This window comes from Parabacteroides sp. ASF519, assembly GCF_000364265.2.
Taxonomy (GTDB): Bacteria; Bacteroidota; Bacteroidia; order Bacteroidales; family Tannerellaceae; genus Parabacteroides; species Parabacteroides goldsteinii.
Map to the genome: position 1 here is coordinate 3,886,716 of NZ_AQFV02000006.1, position 15,234 is coordinate 3,901,949.

Annotated in this window: 12 protein-coding genes; 10 read left to right on the forward strand and 2 right to left on the reverse strand. The window is 44.3% G+C overall.

All coding sequences use genetic code 11. The features are described from left to right. Positions 1 to 5: 5 nt before the first annotated feature. The 9 genes from C825_RS15285 to C825_RS15325 all read left to right on the forward strand — a co-directional run bounded on the left by C825_RS15285 (position 6) and on the right by C825_RS15325 (position 11,486). Positions 6 to 809, forward strand: a complete 804-nt coding sequence (locus C825_RS15285; RefSeq protein WP_007656780.1) for a PP2C family protein-serine/threonine phosphatase — start codon at positions 6 to 8, stop codon at positions 807 to 809. Between the two features lie 44 nt (positions 810 to 853). Continuing rightward, positions 854 to 2,767, forward strand: coding sequence for a serine/threonine protein kinase (locus C825_RS15290; protein WP_010803098.1), 1,914 nt, complete (start codon positions 854 to 856; stop codon positions 2,765 to 2,767). An 8-nt stretch (positions 2,768 to 2,775) separates the two neighbouring features. After that, complete coding sequence (locus C825_RS15295; RefSeq protein WP_010803099.1) at positions 2,776 to 3,720, forward strand: hypothetical protein; 945 nt, start codon at positions 2,776 to 2,778, stop codon at positions 3,718 to 3,720. Positions 3,721 to 3,731: 11 nt separating this feature from the next. After that, entirely contained in the window at positions 3,732 to 5,951 is a 2,220-nt protein-coding gene (locus tag C825_RS15300) for a Kelch repeat-containing protein (protein WP_010803100.1), read from the forward strand. Positions 5,952 to 5,958: 7 nt separating this feature from the next. Continuing rightward, entirely contained in the window at positions 5,959 to 6,846 is an 888-nt protein-coding gene (locus C825_RS15305; RefSeq protein ID WP_010803101.1) for a serine O-acetyltransferase, read from the forward strand. Between the two features lie 101 nt (positions 6,847 to 6,947). Continuing rightward, positions 6,948 to 7,346 (forward strand): (2Fe-2S) ferredoxin domain-containing protein, encoded by a 399-nt coding sequence (locus C825_RS15310; RefSeq protein WP_007656771.1) that lies wholly within the window; start codon positions 6,948 to 6,950, stop codon positions 7,344 to 7,346. 24 nt (positions 7,347 to 7,370) lie between these two features. Then, on the forward strand, positions 7,371 to 9,164 hold the full coding sequence (locus C825_RS15315; RefSeq protein WP_010803102.1) for an NADH-ubiquinone oxidoreductase-F iron-sulfur binding region domain-containing protein: 1,794 nt from the start codon (positions 7,371 to 7,373) through the stop codon (positions 9,162 to 9,164). Positions 9,165 to 9,203: 39 nt separating this feature from the next. Then, positions 9,204 to 10,994 (forward strand): NADH-dependent [FeFe] hydrogenase, group A6, encoded by a 1,791-nt coding sequence (locus tag C825_RS15320; protein WP_010803103.1) that lies wholly within the window; start codon positions 9,204 to 9,206, stop codon positions 10,992 to 10,994. A 3-nt stretch (positions 10,995 to 10,997) separates the two neighbouring features. Next, positions 10,998 to 11,486, forward strand: coding sequence for an NADH-quinone oxidoreductase subunit NuoE family protein (locus C825_RS15325; RefSeq protein ID WP_010803104.1), 489 nt, complete (start codon positions 10,998 to 11,000; stop codon positions 11,484 to 11,486). A gap of 496 nt (positions 11,487 to 11,982) precedes the next feature. Here the strand turns inward: C825_RS15325 and C825_RS15330 are convergent, their stop codons facing one another. Beyond that, on the reverse strand, positions 11,983 to 12,978 hold the full coding sequence (locus C825_RS15330) for a TPM domain-containing protein (RefSeq protein ID WP_010803105.1): 996 nt from the start codon (positions 12,976 to 12,978) through the stop codon (positions 11,983 to 11,985). 21 nt (positions 12,979 to 12,999) lie between these two features. After that, positions 13,000 to 13,599 carry a LemA family protein gene (locus tag C825_RS15335; RefSeq protein WP_010803106.1) on the reverse strand — a complete coding sequence of 200 codons (600 nt, stop codon included), beginning with the start codon at positions 13,597 to 13,599 and terminating at the stop codon, positions 13,000 to 13,002. Between the two features lie 251 nt (positions 13,600 to 13,850). On the opposite strand from C825_RS15335, the gene C825_RS15340 reads away from it, so the two are divergent. Next, positions 13,851 to 15,224, forward strand: a complete 1,374-nt coding sequence (locus C825_RS15340) for a cytochrome c peroxidase (RefSeq protein WP_044214440.1) — start codon at positions 13,851 to 13,853, stop codon at positions 15,222 to 15,224. Positions 15,225 to 15,234: the final 10 nt, after the last annotated feature.

Below are 15,234 nucleotides of genomic sequence, written 5' to 3' on the forward strand. Positions count from 1 at the left end.
GTGCTATGAATATAACGATTGGCAAGCCTTGGGCCGTTTGTGAAAAAGGCGGTAGACAAAACAACGAGGATTCTATTTACCCCTTACCGGAAAGGGTAAACTCCAATCAGAAATTATTTCTGGTCTGCGATGGTGTCGGTGGCTCAGAAAAAGGAGAGATTGCAAGCTCATTAGCGTGTGAATCTTTTCAGACATTCTTTTCCACCTTCTTAGAGGATGAACCTACCGAAGAGTTTGTTAATAAAGCTGTCGGTTACACGGAGGTACGCTTTGACGATTATGTGAAAAATCATCCGGAAGCAAAGGGTATGGCTACCACATTAACGATGGTTTCAGTCGGAGCTTCGGGAATAACACTGGCACATATTGGGGATAGCCGTATTTACCAGTTCCGCCAGGGAGAAATTATTTATCAGACAGAAGACCATTCGCTGGTTAATTCGCTTGTCAAACTGGGGAAAATAAGCAAAGAAGAAGCATTGACCCACCCGCAAAAAAACGTAATAATTCGTGCCATACAGGGATCGGAGCATCCGACAGAAGCCGATGTAGTCCTTTTAAAGGATATACAAGCGGGCGATTATTTCTTTATGTGTACCGACGGTGTGTTGGAAAGACTTAAAAACGAAGATCTTTCTTCTATTTTCTCTACTTATAACAATCCGGAAGACATCAAAGACGGTATTATGGCTGCCTGTTGCGGAAAGACCAGAGATAACTTTTCTTTTTACATTTTACCAGTTCAAAATGTAGGTGAATCTATCGGAATAAAACAAAATATTCTCTCTTTCCTTTATTCTTTTATATAAATAACGTAATTTTGGCAGATTAAAAAGAATAGCGCGAGAAAGTTATGAATTTGCCAAACGGATATCCTCTTCAAAACGGAAAGTATCGACTTACTCATGTAGTTGGTCAGGGCGGCTTTGGTATAACTTACAAAGGCGTTTGGTATACAGAAGTTAAGGGACCGCTAGGAACGATCAAAACGGAAGTTCCTATATGTGTAAAAGAATATTTTTTTAAAGATTACTGTTACAGAGATCCTGACTCTTTCGCTGTCAAGGTTCATTCTGAAACGGGCAGGGCTCTTTTTGAGAAGTTTAAAGAGAAACTGATCAAAGAAGCTAAAATCCTGTCTGATGTTCATCATCCCCATATTGTGAATGTATTGGAAGTGTTTGAAGAAAATGACACGGCCTATATTGCTATGGAGTATATTTCAGGTAATAGTCTGAAATATAAGATGGATAAGGAGGGCATAATGCCTGAAGCGAGAGTTCTCAGATATATGCATCAGATAGGAGAGGCCCTTCAGTTTGTCCATGAGAAGAATATTCTTCATCTGGATATCAAACCTAGCAATATATTGATTGATCAGGCTGGGAAAGCGCGTCTGATTGATTTTGGTGTGAGTAAACGGTATGATATCGAGCAGCAGGAAACGAGTACCACGATGTTAACTTTATCGAAAGGGTTTGCATCTATTGAACAGTATGATAATGAAGGTACACAAAGTTTTTCCCCTTGCCCGGATATTTATTCGTTGGGAGCAACCATGTATAATCTGCTGACGGGGAAGATTCCTACAGAATCCATTCTTCGTGCAGCACGTCCGTTGCCTTCCCCCCGGGATTTGAATCCCTCCATTTCTGCAAAAACGGAAGCGGCTATTATCAAAGCGATGGAGATTGTTCCGGCTGACCGTTTCCAGTCAATGTCGGAAATGCTGGCTGCATTGGATTTTCCGGAAGTTGAAGAAGAGGAGATAAAGAAAGATATTTCTTCCCCCGAATATTTCGAAGAAGATGAGACAACGATTCTGTTTACGACCCGTTTGCCACAATCCGGAAAGGATGAAGGGGATGAGACTGTACTGAATAACGTCGATATACCGGCAGTACCTAAAAAGAAAAAAAGAAAAGTAACGTTAATCTCTTTACTAATTATTATATTTGCAAGTATAGGTTCAGCGGTGGCTCTTTTGGTACAGCGCAGTAAAGCTGTTCCTCCTGTTGCTGAAGTTTTGAATTCTGTTCCGGAAGGGAATAATAATCCTGTATCAGATTCGACTGTTCCTGTTGTTATTGACGAAAACAATACATCGGGAGTTGTTGAAGCAGAACCTGAAACTGAATCTGAATCTGAATCGAAGAAAGAGAGCACCGGCGTTCGACCGGACTCACAGGAAAAGAAGATTGTTAAACCGGAAACGACTCCGAAACAGACCGATCCTGTAAAGCAGAAAGTCGAACCTGTCGTTAACGATATAAAGCAGCCGGTAACAGCACCATCAGTTCCTACTGAAGCAGAGATGAATGCAGAGTTTGAAGCATTGATCGCTTCCGGTAAAAATAAAATGGCAGCATCGGATGCATCCAGTAATGCGGCTGATTTTATAAAAGCAACAGAGGAGATTGCCGATGCCGGTACTGATTTCAGTAAGGCTGCCAAGATCAAGATGACAGATGAATTGATTAGTCTGATTGAAAAACGTAAAGTCAAAGAAGAAGAGATACTTTTGGCTGGCAGAAAAGCACTGTATGATGAAGTGAAGCCTTTTGGGGAACTCATGATCGTTCAGAAAAAGGAGACACAAAAGTTTGGAGCTATCGATGCCAATGCGAGAGAACGTATCAAATGTAAGTATTTGGCTGCCTATCAAACCCAGCAAGGGTATAGGGCGTTTCTTAGAGAGGATGATCTGTTCGATATTTATAATGCAGAAGGTATAATGATTAGTGAACGTTTACCGGATTATTATTAATTGTATTTATGAAAAGACTTTGGATATTTATCTTATTTGTTGCAGTGTTGCCGGGATATATGATGGCACAGCAACAAACTGAATATAACAGAAAAGGCGACGAGGCAATGAGGCGTCAGGATTACAGGATGGCGACAATGTGGTATGAAGAGGGTGTCATACAATGTGATTCGTATAGCATTGATCAATTGACAACTATATGGAAAAACAATAAAAAGATGCGTTCTTCCATGCGTAGTCTGATGAGTCGATGTTTTGATTGCCTGAGAGACAAAGCGACAATAGAGAGCGATACAACAGCAATATCGCAATTGATCCATTATTATACGGAAGGCATCGGGACGCAGGCTAATGAGGAACGTGCCAGAAGTTGGAGTAATCGTTTGGAAGAACTTCGCCGGCCGATGGAGCTGATCTCTTATATACCCCAAAAAGAAAAAAAGCCGAGAGAACCCATGAAGTTCTTTGTCGGTTATGCTTTTTCAATTGAAGCTCCTTATGGGTTAACCGTTGGAGGTGTCGGGGAAAGGTTCGGTTGGTACGCTCGTTTTAAAACCAATATGTCATTTGATAACTACACCTATGAATGCCGGGGAACGGATGAATTTGTAAGTTATCCGGATAATACATCCTTGAGATTTACAAACGAAAAGAAAGTGAACAGTTTAGCTGCCTCTGCCGGTCTTGTCGTTAAATGTACTCCCTGGCTATATACTTCTGTCGGTTTGGGATATGGTAAACGGGAATTGTTATGTGAATATCAAACGACCAGTTGGGATGATGTTAGTATACAGAAAAACGACTGGGCTAAAAATACAGATTACTCTCACGAAGGAGTTGTTGTAGACTTGGACTTTATGGTAAAATTCGGTTCTGTGTTTGTTAGTGCCGGATGTAATACTTTGAACTTTAAATATGTAGATTTGAATGCAGGTGTTGGTGTATTCTTTTAATTGATAGGCTTATGAAACAATTATACTTTATAATAACTATATTGTCTTTACTATTATTTGGTTGTTTGGAAGATCCGGAGATGAATACCGGATTGCAAAATGCATTGAAACCAGAGTTTGAAAAGTTTAGTGGAGATGACATTACAAAGACGGCGACAACGATTCTTGCTAAAGCTACCATAAAGAAGGAAAATGGCTCTCCGGTTACTGAACGCGGATTTCAGTATTGGGAAGAAAAAAGTTCCAGCACCCGAAAAGTTACTGATGAAGAAAAAGAGGGTAAAGGAACATATAGCTTAACGATAAGTCAACTGACGGATGGTGAAACTTACATGATATGTCCTTATGCGATTAATGGAGTTGGCACCAGCTATGGAGATACGATTAAAGTCAATACAAATCCCGGTACCGGTAGGGTTAAGACATCGGTTATTGATGATGAATCTGTTGATGCTACTTCGGTAGATGTAAAAGGTATTATTGCGGAGAAAGGAGAAGGCGATTATGAAGACTATGGTTTTCGTTTGTTTAATGCGGAAAAAGACACGACATTCAATAAGGAGAGAGGTGTAGAACTTCGGGATGATAGTGTTTTAGTATATACTATTAAAGGATTGGAACCCAATACGGAGTATTTTGTAGAAGCCTATGTGAAGAATAAATTTGGAACATTCAGTTCTGATGGTAAAGTAAAATTTACAACAAAAGACGGCCTTCCTAAATTAGGCAGTATTAGTATCAAGGGAGAAGCTGCATATGATTATGTAGATTTAAGAGCACAACTGATTAGTGAAGGTGATTCTGCTGTTAAAGAGTTCGGTTTCTGCTGGGGAACAGATATTAAAACGCCAGGAAGACCGAATATTGAGGAAGATAGTACAGTTCAAGCCCTTTCCTTGGGGGATGATAACTTCTTTGAAGCTCGGATAGAGAACTTGAAAGCGGCAACAAATTACTATGTTATTGCTTATGCAACAAATGCTTTCGGAACACGATACAGTAATGATACGATCAGAGTTGTAACGAAGAGAGATCTCCCGACTATATTTCTCAATGACCCTTCAACTTATGTTATAGATACAGGAGTTGTTACTATTGGTGGAGAATTGCAAAGTGAAGGGAAAACACCTGTGACTAAATTAGCTATTTATTATTCTTCTACCTCTGCCCCTGGTCCGAAAAATTATGAAGGGAAAAAAGAGTTTACCACTGCTGATCTTGATGAAGATAAGAAATTTAATATTTCTATTGAAGGAATAAAGGGAGGTAAGAATTATTATCTCAGGGCATATGCAACCAACGAATCAGGTGATACCCCAAGTAATGAGGTCAAGTTTACTACTCCTTCAATATTTGGAAATGATCTGGCTACTTTCCCAGGAACCGGACGTGTTGAGTTTGCTACATTCTGTGCGAATAATCAGATATATGTTTTGGGAGGATCTTCTGGTACCGGGTATGTTAAAGATCTTTACGGTTATAGTCCGAGTGAAAATAAATGGGCCGCTTTGGCTTCTTATAAAGAGAGTGCGTATGGTGTTTCAGTCTGTACACAGGATGATAATGTTTACGCTGTAGCTGGTATTACAAGTGCCAGGTGGTATACTGAATTGTATACTTATAGTAGTAATACTTGGACTCAGTTTGCTTCATTGGAAAGTGATAAGAAGATGGAATGTATCTTTCCGACAAGTTTTGTTTATAAAGATTCAATCATCTTAATCGGAGGAGAAAGTCTTGGTGAAAGCAATCTGGCTGTGCGGGATACCATATATCGGTATGATATGATCAATCAGGAATGGGCCGGTTGTGGAAATTTCCCGGTTCCTATAAAGGCTGGCGTTTCTATTACTTCTGGTGATAGTGTATTCGTCGGACTCGGCAATAAACCGGAAGATGGTCCGGATGAACGGGGATTGTGGATTAATACTTCTGGTAATTGGAGTAACTGGACTCGGTTAGCAGAGACTCCGCCTGAGATGAAAAATGTTTGTTCAGGTGTTTTGTTCAAAGATTGCTTATACTATATAGACAATGGTGGTGTTATTTGGCGTTTTAATTTGACAACGAAGGACTGGTCCAAAATGTCCAGCTTCCCTAAAAAGTTGACTAATACGCCTGTCGATTATAGGATATTCTTGTTGAATGATACCATATACATCTTCTTAATCAATTATTATTCTTCTTATTTGAAAACGTACGATCCTTTATGGGATGTACCGCAAAAATAGAATCGACATGAACAGGACTGACATCTTAAACCAGATACAAAAAAACGTAGAACGTTTGTCGGCTTCCGATCTGCCGGAGTATAAATATATTCCGCTGCATCAGAAGCCATCACCTTCAGTTCTTTCGCTTCGGGAAGTTATGTTGTTGCTTCGGAAAGTTATCTTTCCGGGGTTCTTCGGTTCCGAGCAGGAGGCACAGGTTGATTCTATTCAATATTATACAGGGGTATATCTGGAACAAATTTATGATTTGCTCCACGAACAGATATATAATGGTTTGTGCTTTGAAGTAGACCGTTGCTGCGATTCAAAGGACCGGGCATCCCGGATTGCGATAGACTTTATAAATAAGATACCTCATATTAAATATCTGCTTTCAACAGATGTCAAAGCTATTCTGGATGGTGACCCGGCAGCAAAGAGCCTTAGCGAAATAATCTTCTGTTATCCGGCTGTACATGCTATTCTTCATCAACGGGTTGCTCATGAATTATTAAAGTTGGGCGTCCCTGTGTTGCCCCGTATTATCACGGAGATGGCCCATTCCGAGACTGGTATCGATATTCATCCGGGGGCGCAGATTGGAGAATATTTCAGTATAGACCACGGTACCGGTATCGTGGTGGGACAAACAGCCATTATAGGTAATCACGTCCGTTTGTACCAGGGAGTTACTTTGGGAGCCAAAAACTTTACACTGGATGAAGAAGGATTACCTATCGACGTTCCCCGCCATCCGATCATTGAAGATTATGTGACTATTTACTCCAATGCATCTATCCTGGGACGTATTACGATTGGAAAAGGTTCAGTGATAGGCGGTAACATTTGGCTAACCCACAGTGTGCCGCCAAACTCCAAAGTCCTTCAAACCCGAGCGGTGGAAGACAAGTAAATCTTTTTTATTTTTAGGATAAAACACAGTCGTAATTTAAACAGAAATACGTATGTTTGCGTCATACCCATGTGGTAATAATGCCTTAAATGTGTACGATGATGAACAAAGTAAAAACGTTAGATGACCTTCGGAAGATGCGCGAATCTTTACGCGCTTCCCTCGACTTACGTGAGAAAAGTAACAATCCCGAGCAGATGGTTCAGATAAAGGTTGCCATGGCAACCTGCGGTATCGCAGCCGGAGCCAAAGAAGTTATGAGTTATTTTATTGAAGCTCTCGACCGGGAACGTGTAGATGCCCTGGTCACTCAAACCGGGTGTATGGGCTATTGCTATGCAGAACCGACAGTGGAGATTACTGTTCCCGGCAAAGAACCGATCGTATTTGGTCGTGTCAACAAAGCCAAAGTTGACGAGATTATAACCTGTTACATCAAACAGGGAATTTTGCTGGATGACATCATACCGGTCAACTATAACGCGGTCGGACCTGAATAACAAACCAATACAAATACTTACATAATGGCACAATATAGCAACTATATTCTGGTGTGTGGCGGTACAGGCTGCCGTGCATCACAAAGCGAACTCATACTTCAAAATCTGAAAGAGGCTGTCAGGGAGAACGGATTGCAGGAGAGTGTGCAGGTAATCCGTACCGGTTGTTTCGGCTTTTGCGAGAAAGGTCCGGTAGTGAAACTGATTCCGGATAATACATTTTATGTGGAGGTTACTCCCGAAGATGCAAACGATATTGTAAACGAACATCTGATAAAAGGACGTAAAGTAGAGCGGCTGCTTTATGTAAACCCCGAAACGAACGAACAGATACTCGACTCCAAACACATCAACTTCTATAAAAAACAATTGCGTATAGCCTTGCGTAACTGTGGTTTTATCAATCCCGAAAACATAGACGAATACATTGCCCGCGACGGTTATATAGCTTTAGGAAAAGCCCTGACCGAGATGACGCCCGATGAAGTGATTAAAGAGATTCTGGATAGCGGATTGCGGGGCCGAGGCGGCGGCGGTTTCCCTACCGGACTCAAATGGCAGATTACCCGCAAGGTGCAGGCTCCGCAGAAATATGTAGTCTGCAACGCCGATGAAGGCGACCCGGGAGCGTTCATGGACCGTTCTATCCTGGAAGGCGACCCGCATTCCATTGTGGAAGCGATGGCTATCAACGGATACTGTACCGGTGCCAGTAAAGGACTTGTCTATATCCGGGCCGAATATCCGCTGGCCGTAGAACGTTTAAAGATAGCGATACAACAAGCAAAGGAATATGGCTTCTTAGGAGAAAACATATTTGGTACAGACTTCTCTTTCGATATCCAGATACGTTATGGTGCCGGTGCTTTTGTTTGCGGAGAAGAAACAGCCCTGATACATAGTATGGAAGGGTTACGCGGTGAAGCTACAGTTAAACCGCCATTCCCCAGTGAACATGGATATAAAGGTTGTCCGACTAATGTAAATAATGTGGAGACCTACGCCAATATCCCCGTTATCCTGCTGAAAGGAGCCGGATGGTTCAGCAGTATAGGAACGGAGAAGAGTAAAGGAACCAAGGTCTTTGCCCTAGCGGGAAAAGTAAACAACGTCGGTCTGATTGAAGTCCCGATGGGAACGACGCTTCGTGAGGTGATATTCGGTATCGGCGGGGGAATAAAAGACGGAAAGAAATTTAAAGCCGTACAGACCGGAGGCCCTTCCGGCGGATGTCTTACAGAAAAGCATCTGGACTTGCCAATCGACTACGACAACCTGATAGCGGCCGGTTCCATGATGGGGTCGGGCGGTATGATTGTGATGGATGAAGACGATTGTATGGTGGCGATGGCTAAGTTCTATCTGGATTTCACCGTCGAAGAATCCTGCGGCAAATGCGCCCCTTGCCGGATTGGAAACAAACGGCTGCATGAGATACTCCAAAAGATTACATCGGGCAGAGGAACTATCGAAGACCTCGATAAGCTGCGTAACCTGGCCATGGTTATAAAGGATACCGCTCTCTGCGGACTGGGACAGACCTCTCCGAACCCTGTCCTTTCTACCATGGATAACTTCTATGACGAATACCTGGCACATGTCGATGAACAACGTTGTCCTTCCCACCAGTGCCGCGAACTTACCCAGTACTTTATCAATCCGGAGAAATGCAAAGGCTGTACGATGTGTGCCCGAATCTGTCCGGTACATGCCATTACCGGCAGCCGGAAGGTTCCCCATACTATCGACTCGGATGTTTGTATCCGTTGCGGATCATGTATAGAGAAATGTAAGTTCGACGCTATTTACGTACATTAAATAGTTGACAGTGAATAATTGACAGTTGACAGAAAAGATATGGAAAACATAAAACTAACAATAGATAACAGAGAAGTGGAAGTCCCGAAAGGTACTACCATCCTCGACGCAGCAAAGAGCATGGGAATCCGTATCCCGACACTTTGTCATATGAAACTCGAAGATTTGCATTACGAGAACAATCCCGGCGCCTGCCGTATCTGTGTAGTGGAAATTGAAGGCCGCCGTAACCTGGCCCCGTCCTGTAAGATGGAATGTACGGAAGGAATGGTTGTAAGGACCCATACTCCCCGGGTAATGAATGCCCGGAAGACAGTGATGGAACTGATTCTGTCCAACCATCCGGCCGGTTGCCTTACCTGTAGCAGCAACGGATATTGCGAACTGCAAACAATAGCCCACGACCTGGGTATCCGTGAAATACGGTATCAGGGAGAACAATCCACCTTTGAGATAGACCGTTCTCCTTCCATCGTCCGTAACATGAATAAATGTATCATGTGCCGCCGTTGCGAAACGATGTGTAACAATATTCAGACAGTAGGAGCCTTGACGGCCGTCAACCGTGGTTTCAACGCAGCCGTCTCTACAGCCTTTGAGCGTGATATCGCCGGAAGTACCTGTTCTTATTGCGGACAATGTGTTTCCGTCTGTCCGGTAAATGCCCTGAGTGGCCGTAATACTCAGCAGCCAGTATTGGATGCATTGGCTAATCCGGCTAAGATTGTGATAGCCCAGACTGCTCCGGCTGTACGCACCGCCCTCGGACGTGACTTCGGCTGTGAGCCGGGCACACTGGTTACCGGGAAGATGGTATCGGCTCTTCGCCAGCTAGGTTTTGACTATGTCTTTGATACTGACTTTGCAGCCGACCTGACCATAATGGAAGAGGGAACGGAACTTCTTCAGCGTCTCAGCAAATATCTTTCAGGGGATGAAGAAGTAAAAATACCGATGATGACCAGTTGCTGTCCCGGTTGGGTCAGCTTTGTCGAGCAGCACTTCCCGGAGTTGCGCGAACATCTGTCTACAGCCAAAAGTCCGCAACAGATGTTCGGAGCCATAGCCAAAAGTTATTTTGCAGAAAAGCTGGGAGTAGACCGTAAAGATATAGTTGTTGTCTCCATCATGCCTTGCCTGGCAAAGAAATATGAAGCCAGCCGTCCGGAGTTTGCCGTAGAAGGGAATCCGGATGTAGATATCTCCATCTATACCCGTGAACTGGCCCGTCTGATTCGTTATGCCAATATAAACTTCAACGAACTTCCCGACAGCGACTTCGACCATCCTCTCGGCGAATCGACCGGTGCCGGAGTTATCTTTGGAACTACCGGAGGAGTTATAGAAGCCGCCTGCCGTACGGCTTATGAACTATATACGAAGAAGCCGCTCGAACGAATCGAGTTTAAGGAATTGCGCGGACTGGAAGGTATCCGTAGCGGAACGATTAACTTTGACGGCGTTCCCGTGAAGATAGGTATCGCCCACGGTCTCGGTAATGCCCGTAAACTGGTTGAAGAAGTAAAAAGCGGAAAGTCTCCTTATCATGTTATCGAGATAATGGCCTGCCCCGGTGGTTGCATCGGAGGTGGCGGCCAACCGTTCCATCAGGGAAGGATGGATGTTTTGCGTAAACGTGCCGCCGCCCTTTACAGCGAAGACGAAAGCAAACCGCTCCGCAAAAGCCATGAGAATCCGTATATTCAGCAGTTATATAAAGAATATCTGGGCGAACCCTGCGGACCAAAGGCGCATGAATTACTGCATACTCATTACTTCGACCGCAAAGAAGTAGTCAATATGTTTTTGGAAACTGATAAAGACGAATAAGCCATGGAAAAGATACATTTGCCCCAACCGAAAGTAAACGAACTGCATGCCATCTGCAAAGAGCATGACAACGACCCCGGCGAGCTAATCAATATCCTGCACGCAGCACAGGAAATCTTCGGTTACCTTCCCCGTGAAGTGCAGGAAATGGTAGCGGCCGAATTGCATATTCCTGTATCCCGAGTGTATGGTGTAGTCACCTTTTATTCGTTCTTTACCATGACTCCAAAAGGGAAATACCCGATTTCCGTCTGTCTGGGAACCGCCTGTTATGTGCGGGGAGCCGAGAAAGTACTGGACGAATTTCAGCGTCAACTGGAAATCAAGATAGGAGAGACCACCTCCGACGGTTTGTTTTCTCTGGACTGCCTGCGTTGTGTCGGGGCCTGCGGACTGGCTCCCGTAGTGACGATAGGAGGTAAAGTCTACGGAAGAATTACACCGGAAAAGGTACGGGATATCCTGTCGGAATACTATATCCGCGAAGAATAAGAGTTTTTTCGTTCAAAAGTCTTTGCAGGTTCACTTGTATGCATGAGCGCTTTATTATCAACAGATGGCAAGGCAGAAGTAGTTGTAGGAATAAGCCTTTACCGGATGACAGATGACAGACGATATTGCAAATAGAACTTTTATTTGCAATGCTGTAAGTGATTTATAGACAGTTGTATACGAGTGAATATGACAGATGGCAGATAAAATCCGGAAACTTTTGTGTAGAGAGAAATATTTACTTATATAAAAGGGAAATGAGTAGTTAACAACTAGCTCGTTTCCCTTTATTTTTTATCTCAAAGAAGCATAGAAACTAATTGAAAAGTAGTAACAACGTAAGATTACCCTGTACACCTTACTCTAGTAGGCTGTACAGGATAGTTAAGCAAGGTGTACACCGTAATCGATTATCCTGTACACCCTGGTATTAGTGAGTCCTGACCTTTATATTAGTTTGTCCAGACCTATGCCTTAATAGTTAGGGACCTGGTGTTTAGAAACGGCTGATGGAACCGCCGCCTCCCGAGCGTCCTCCGCCCCAGGAACCGCCACCACCACCGCCAAAGCCACCGAAACCACCTCCGAAGCCTCCGCCTCGTCCGCCACCACCAATAATGATAGGGCCTGTACTACGTCTTAGCCGGCTGATGTTCCGATTTTTCTTTTCGGTATAACCGCAATTCTTGCAACGATACGTATCTTCTGCCAGTCCTTCCGACTGGTAAGTAGCCCGCTGTATAACTTGCTGGCCGACATATACCAACGTCTTTTGTCCGCAACGGGGGCAGATACGGGGACGGTATTTGAGGAAAGAGACAAGAATAAAGATTCCGGCAGGAAATACAATCATCATAATCATGAATAACCACAGGAAAAGATTATCGTCTTCCGACTGCCTGCTAGTGTTTCCTCCCGTCATGGCGGCACGCTCATAATCGCTTGCCATCAGGTATTGCTTTACGGCGGCTACGCCTTTCAGCATACCGGTACTATACTCACCCGCTTTCAGGTCCGGAATCATATATCTCTGTTGCAGACGATAGCAGATTGCATCCGGGAGCACTCCTTCTATGCCGTAACCTGTCTCGAAAACGACGGAGCGTTGTGTAGGTTCGGTAACAAGCTGTATCAGGAGTCCGTTGTCTTTGTCCTTTTTTCCCAATCCCCAGTGTTGGAACAGGTCGGTGGCAAACATGCGGGCATCGTTATCGCCGATACTTTCAACGGCAACGACGGCAACTTCTATTCCCAGGCTGTCTTCTACAATCTGCAACAGGCGGTTGATGCGGTCGACATCCTGAGGCTGTATGATTCTGTCGGGGTTGCTCACGTGATTATTCCGGTCGGAAAGGCGTACGTTAGGTATCGTTTCGACTGTATAATCTTTTGCCGCAGAAAGCTGTAACGGGAAAAGGGATACGAGCAGCAAGACTGCCAGCCATAGAGCCGGCAGACGTTTACCCGTTAGTATTCTATTCAGATTTCTCATCCTTTACCTGAACTTATCGGATTAGAATTCAACTTTCGGAGCTTTCTCCGCACCGCTCTCCGCACTGAAATAGGCTTTCGGCTGGAAACCGAACATACCGGCCAGGATATTGGTCGGGAAACTGCGGATATAGGTATTATAAGACTGCGCCGTTTCGTTGAAACGCTTGCGTTCTACCGAGATACGGTTTTCTGTGCCTTCCAGCTGTGCCTGCAATTCGGAGAAGTTCTGATTGGCTTTTAGGTCCGGATAACGTTCGATAACGAGCATCAGGCGGGAGAGGGCACTGCTCAGTTCCCCTTGCGCAGCCTGGAATTTCTTCATCGACTCTTCGTTCAGGTTGGATGGGTCGATGGTTGTTTTGGTCGCCTCGGCGCGGGCGCTTACCACACCTTCCAGGGTCTCCTTTTCATGCGTTGCATATCCCTTGACTGTATTTACCAGGTTAGGAATAAGGTCCATACGGCGCTGGTATTGGTTCTCCACCTGGCTCCAGGCAGTTTTTACTCCTTCATCTTGTGTAACCATTGTGTTGTAAGTACCTTTTACCCAGGAGTAACCGGCAAATAAAAGTACCACGATAATGGCAATTGTGATCCACAAAGCTTTGTTCTTAAACATTTTCTTTTTGCTTTAATTGTTATACATAGTGTTGCAAAGCTATATAAAAAACAGGAGAGGAGAAGAAACTGTTTTGCACAATTATCGTTTGGGACGAAATTTATCAGTATTGTACCAATGGGAGAATCATTGCAGACAAAGTAATATAGACACAGCCTATCTCGCCATAAATAAAACTTATCAATCTTGTGAAGATATCTTAATAAATATATCTACTTTTGCAGGAAACAAATCTCAAACAACCAATAATTATGCGTAACACTAGTTTTAGTAAGATGGCGGTACTTCCTGCCGGACTGCTTACGTTGGCTTTGACAATGCCTTCGTGCTCATCCAATGAGTACAAGAAACATGAGGGCGACAAGGCAAAACAGGTAGCTTCGATTATCCGTAACAACGGATGTATGGAATGTCACTCGGCTACCGCAAATGTTCCTTTTTATGGAAAGTTGCCGGTTATCGGTCCGGTTGTGCAGGCTGATATGAAAGAAGGTACACATTATCTGGACCTTACAGCGATGTTAACAGCACTGGATAACGGACAGCCTGTGTCGGAAGTCGATTTGGCGAAAGTGGAGAACACTGCCCTGAGCGGTTCGATGCCCCCAGCCAAATATTACACAGTGCACTGGGGAACCAGCCTGAATGACGACGAAAAAGCGGTCATTATCGCTTGGGCGAAAGATGTCCGTAAGAACAATTATGTATCGCCTACCGTAGCAGAAGAGTTTGCCAATGAACCGGTTCAACCGTTGATGGCTGCTATCCCGACCGATTCGGCTAAGGTTGCTTTAGGATTTGATTTGTATCACGACACACGCCTGTCGGGTGATAACACGGTTTCGTGTGCCACTTGTCACGGATTGAATACGGCCGGAGTAGACCGCAAGCAGTTCTCGGAAGGTATCCATAGCCAGTTCGGCGGAGTGAATGCACCGACCGTTTATAATGCGGCACTCAACTTCGTGCAGTTCTGGGACGGACGCGCTGCCGACCTGAAAGAGCAGGCTGCCGGACCTCCTTTGAACCCGGTGGAAATGGGTAGCGCTTCATTCGACGAAATCTGTGCCAAGCTGGCTGAAGACAAGGAGTTGAGCAAACGCTTCCTTGAAGTATTCCCTGAAGGATTTACGCAGTCGACGGTAACGGAGGCTATCGCTGAGTTTGAAAAGACGTTGCTTACACCGAGCCGTTTCGACAAATACCTGCAAGGAGACAAGAATGCCCTTACAGCCGAGGAACTGGAAGGTTACCAGTTGTTTAAAGACAATAAGTGCGCGACTTGCCATGTCGGTATGAACTTGGGCGGACAGTCGTATGAATATATGGGTATCAAGGATAATTATTTCGATTACCGCGGCACTGGCTTGACGGATGGTGACAACGGACGCTGGGCAGTAACCAAGAACGAGGCTGACCGTCATAAATTCAAGACACCTACGCTGCGTAATGTAATGCTAACAACACCTTATATGCACGACGGTTCGATAACCACAATAGAGGATGCTATCCAGGTGATGCATGAGTTCCAGATTGGAAAACGTATCTCGGATGCCGAAACGGCGAAGATTGTGGCGTTCCTCGGTACGTTGACCGGCGAGTATAACGGAGAGTTGCTTCAATAATACAAATTAG

Excerpts from the sequence above, each read along its gene's own strand:
- C825_RS15285 (WP_007656780.1), top strand. The coding sequence starts at position 6 with ATGAATATAACGATTGGCAAGCCTTGGGCCGTTTGTGAAAAAGGCGGT.
- C825_RS15290 (WP_010803098.1), top strand. The coding sequence starts at position 854 with ATGAATTTGCCAAACGGATATCCTCTTCAAAACGGAAAGTATCGACTT.
- C825_RS15295 (WP_010803099.1), top strand. The coding sequence starts at position 2,776 with ATGAAAAGACTTTGGATATTTATCTTATTTGTTGCAGTGTTGCCGGGA.
- C825_RS15300 (WP_010803100.1), top strand. The coding sequence starts at position 3,732 with ATGAAACAATTATACTTTATAATAACTATATTGTCTTTACTATTATTT.
- C825_RS15305 (WP_010803101.1), top strand. The coding sequence starts at position 5,959 with ATGAACAGGACTGACATCTTAAACCAGATACAAAAAAACGTAGAACGT.
- C825_RS15310 (WP_007656771.1), top strand. The coding sequence starts at position 6,948 with ATGAACAAAGTAAAAACGTTAGATGACCTTCGGAAGATGCGCGAATCT.
- C825_RS15315 (WP_010803102.1), top strand. The coding sequence starts at position 7,371 with ATGGCACAATATAGCAACTATATTCTGGTGTGTGGCGGTACAGGCTGC.
- C825_RS15320 (WP_010803103.1), top strand. The coding sequence starts at position 9,204 with ATGGAAAACATAAAACTAACAATAGATAACAGAGAAGTGGAAGTCCCG.
- C825_RS15325 (WP_010803104.1), top strand. The coding sequence starts at position 10,998 with ATGGAAAAGATACATTTGCCCCAACCGAAAGTAAACGAACTGCATGCC.
- C825_RS15330 (WP_010803105.1), bottom strand. The coding sequence starts at position 12,978 with ATGAGAAATCTGAATAGAATACTAACGGGTAAACGTCTGCCGGCTCTA.
- C825_RS15335 (WP_010803106.1), bottom strand. The coding sequence starts at position 13,599 with ATGTTTAAGAACAAAGCTTTGTGGATCACAATTGCCATTATCGTGGTA.
- C825_RS15340 (WP_044214440.1), top strand. The coding sequence starts at position 13,851 with ATGCGTAACACTAGTTTTAGTAAGATGGCGGTACTTCCTGCCGGACTG.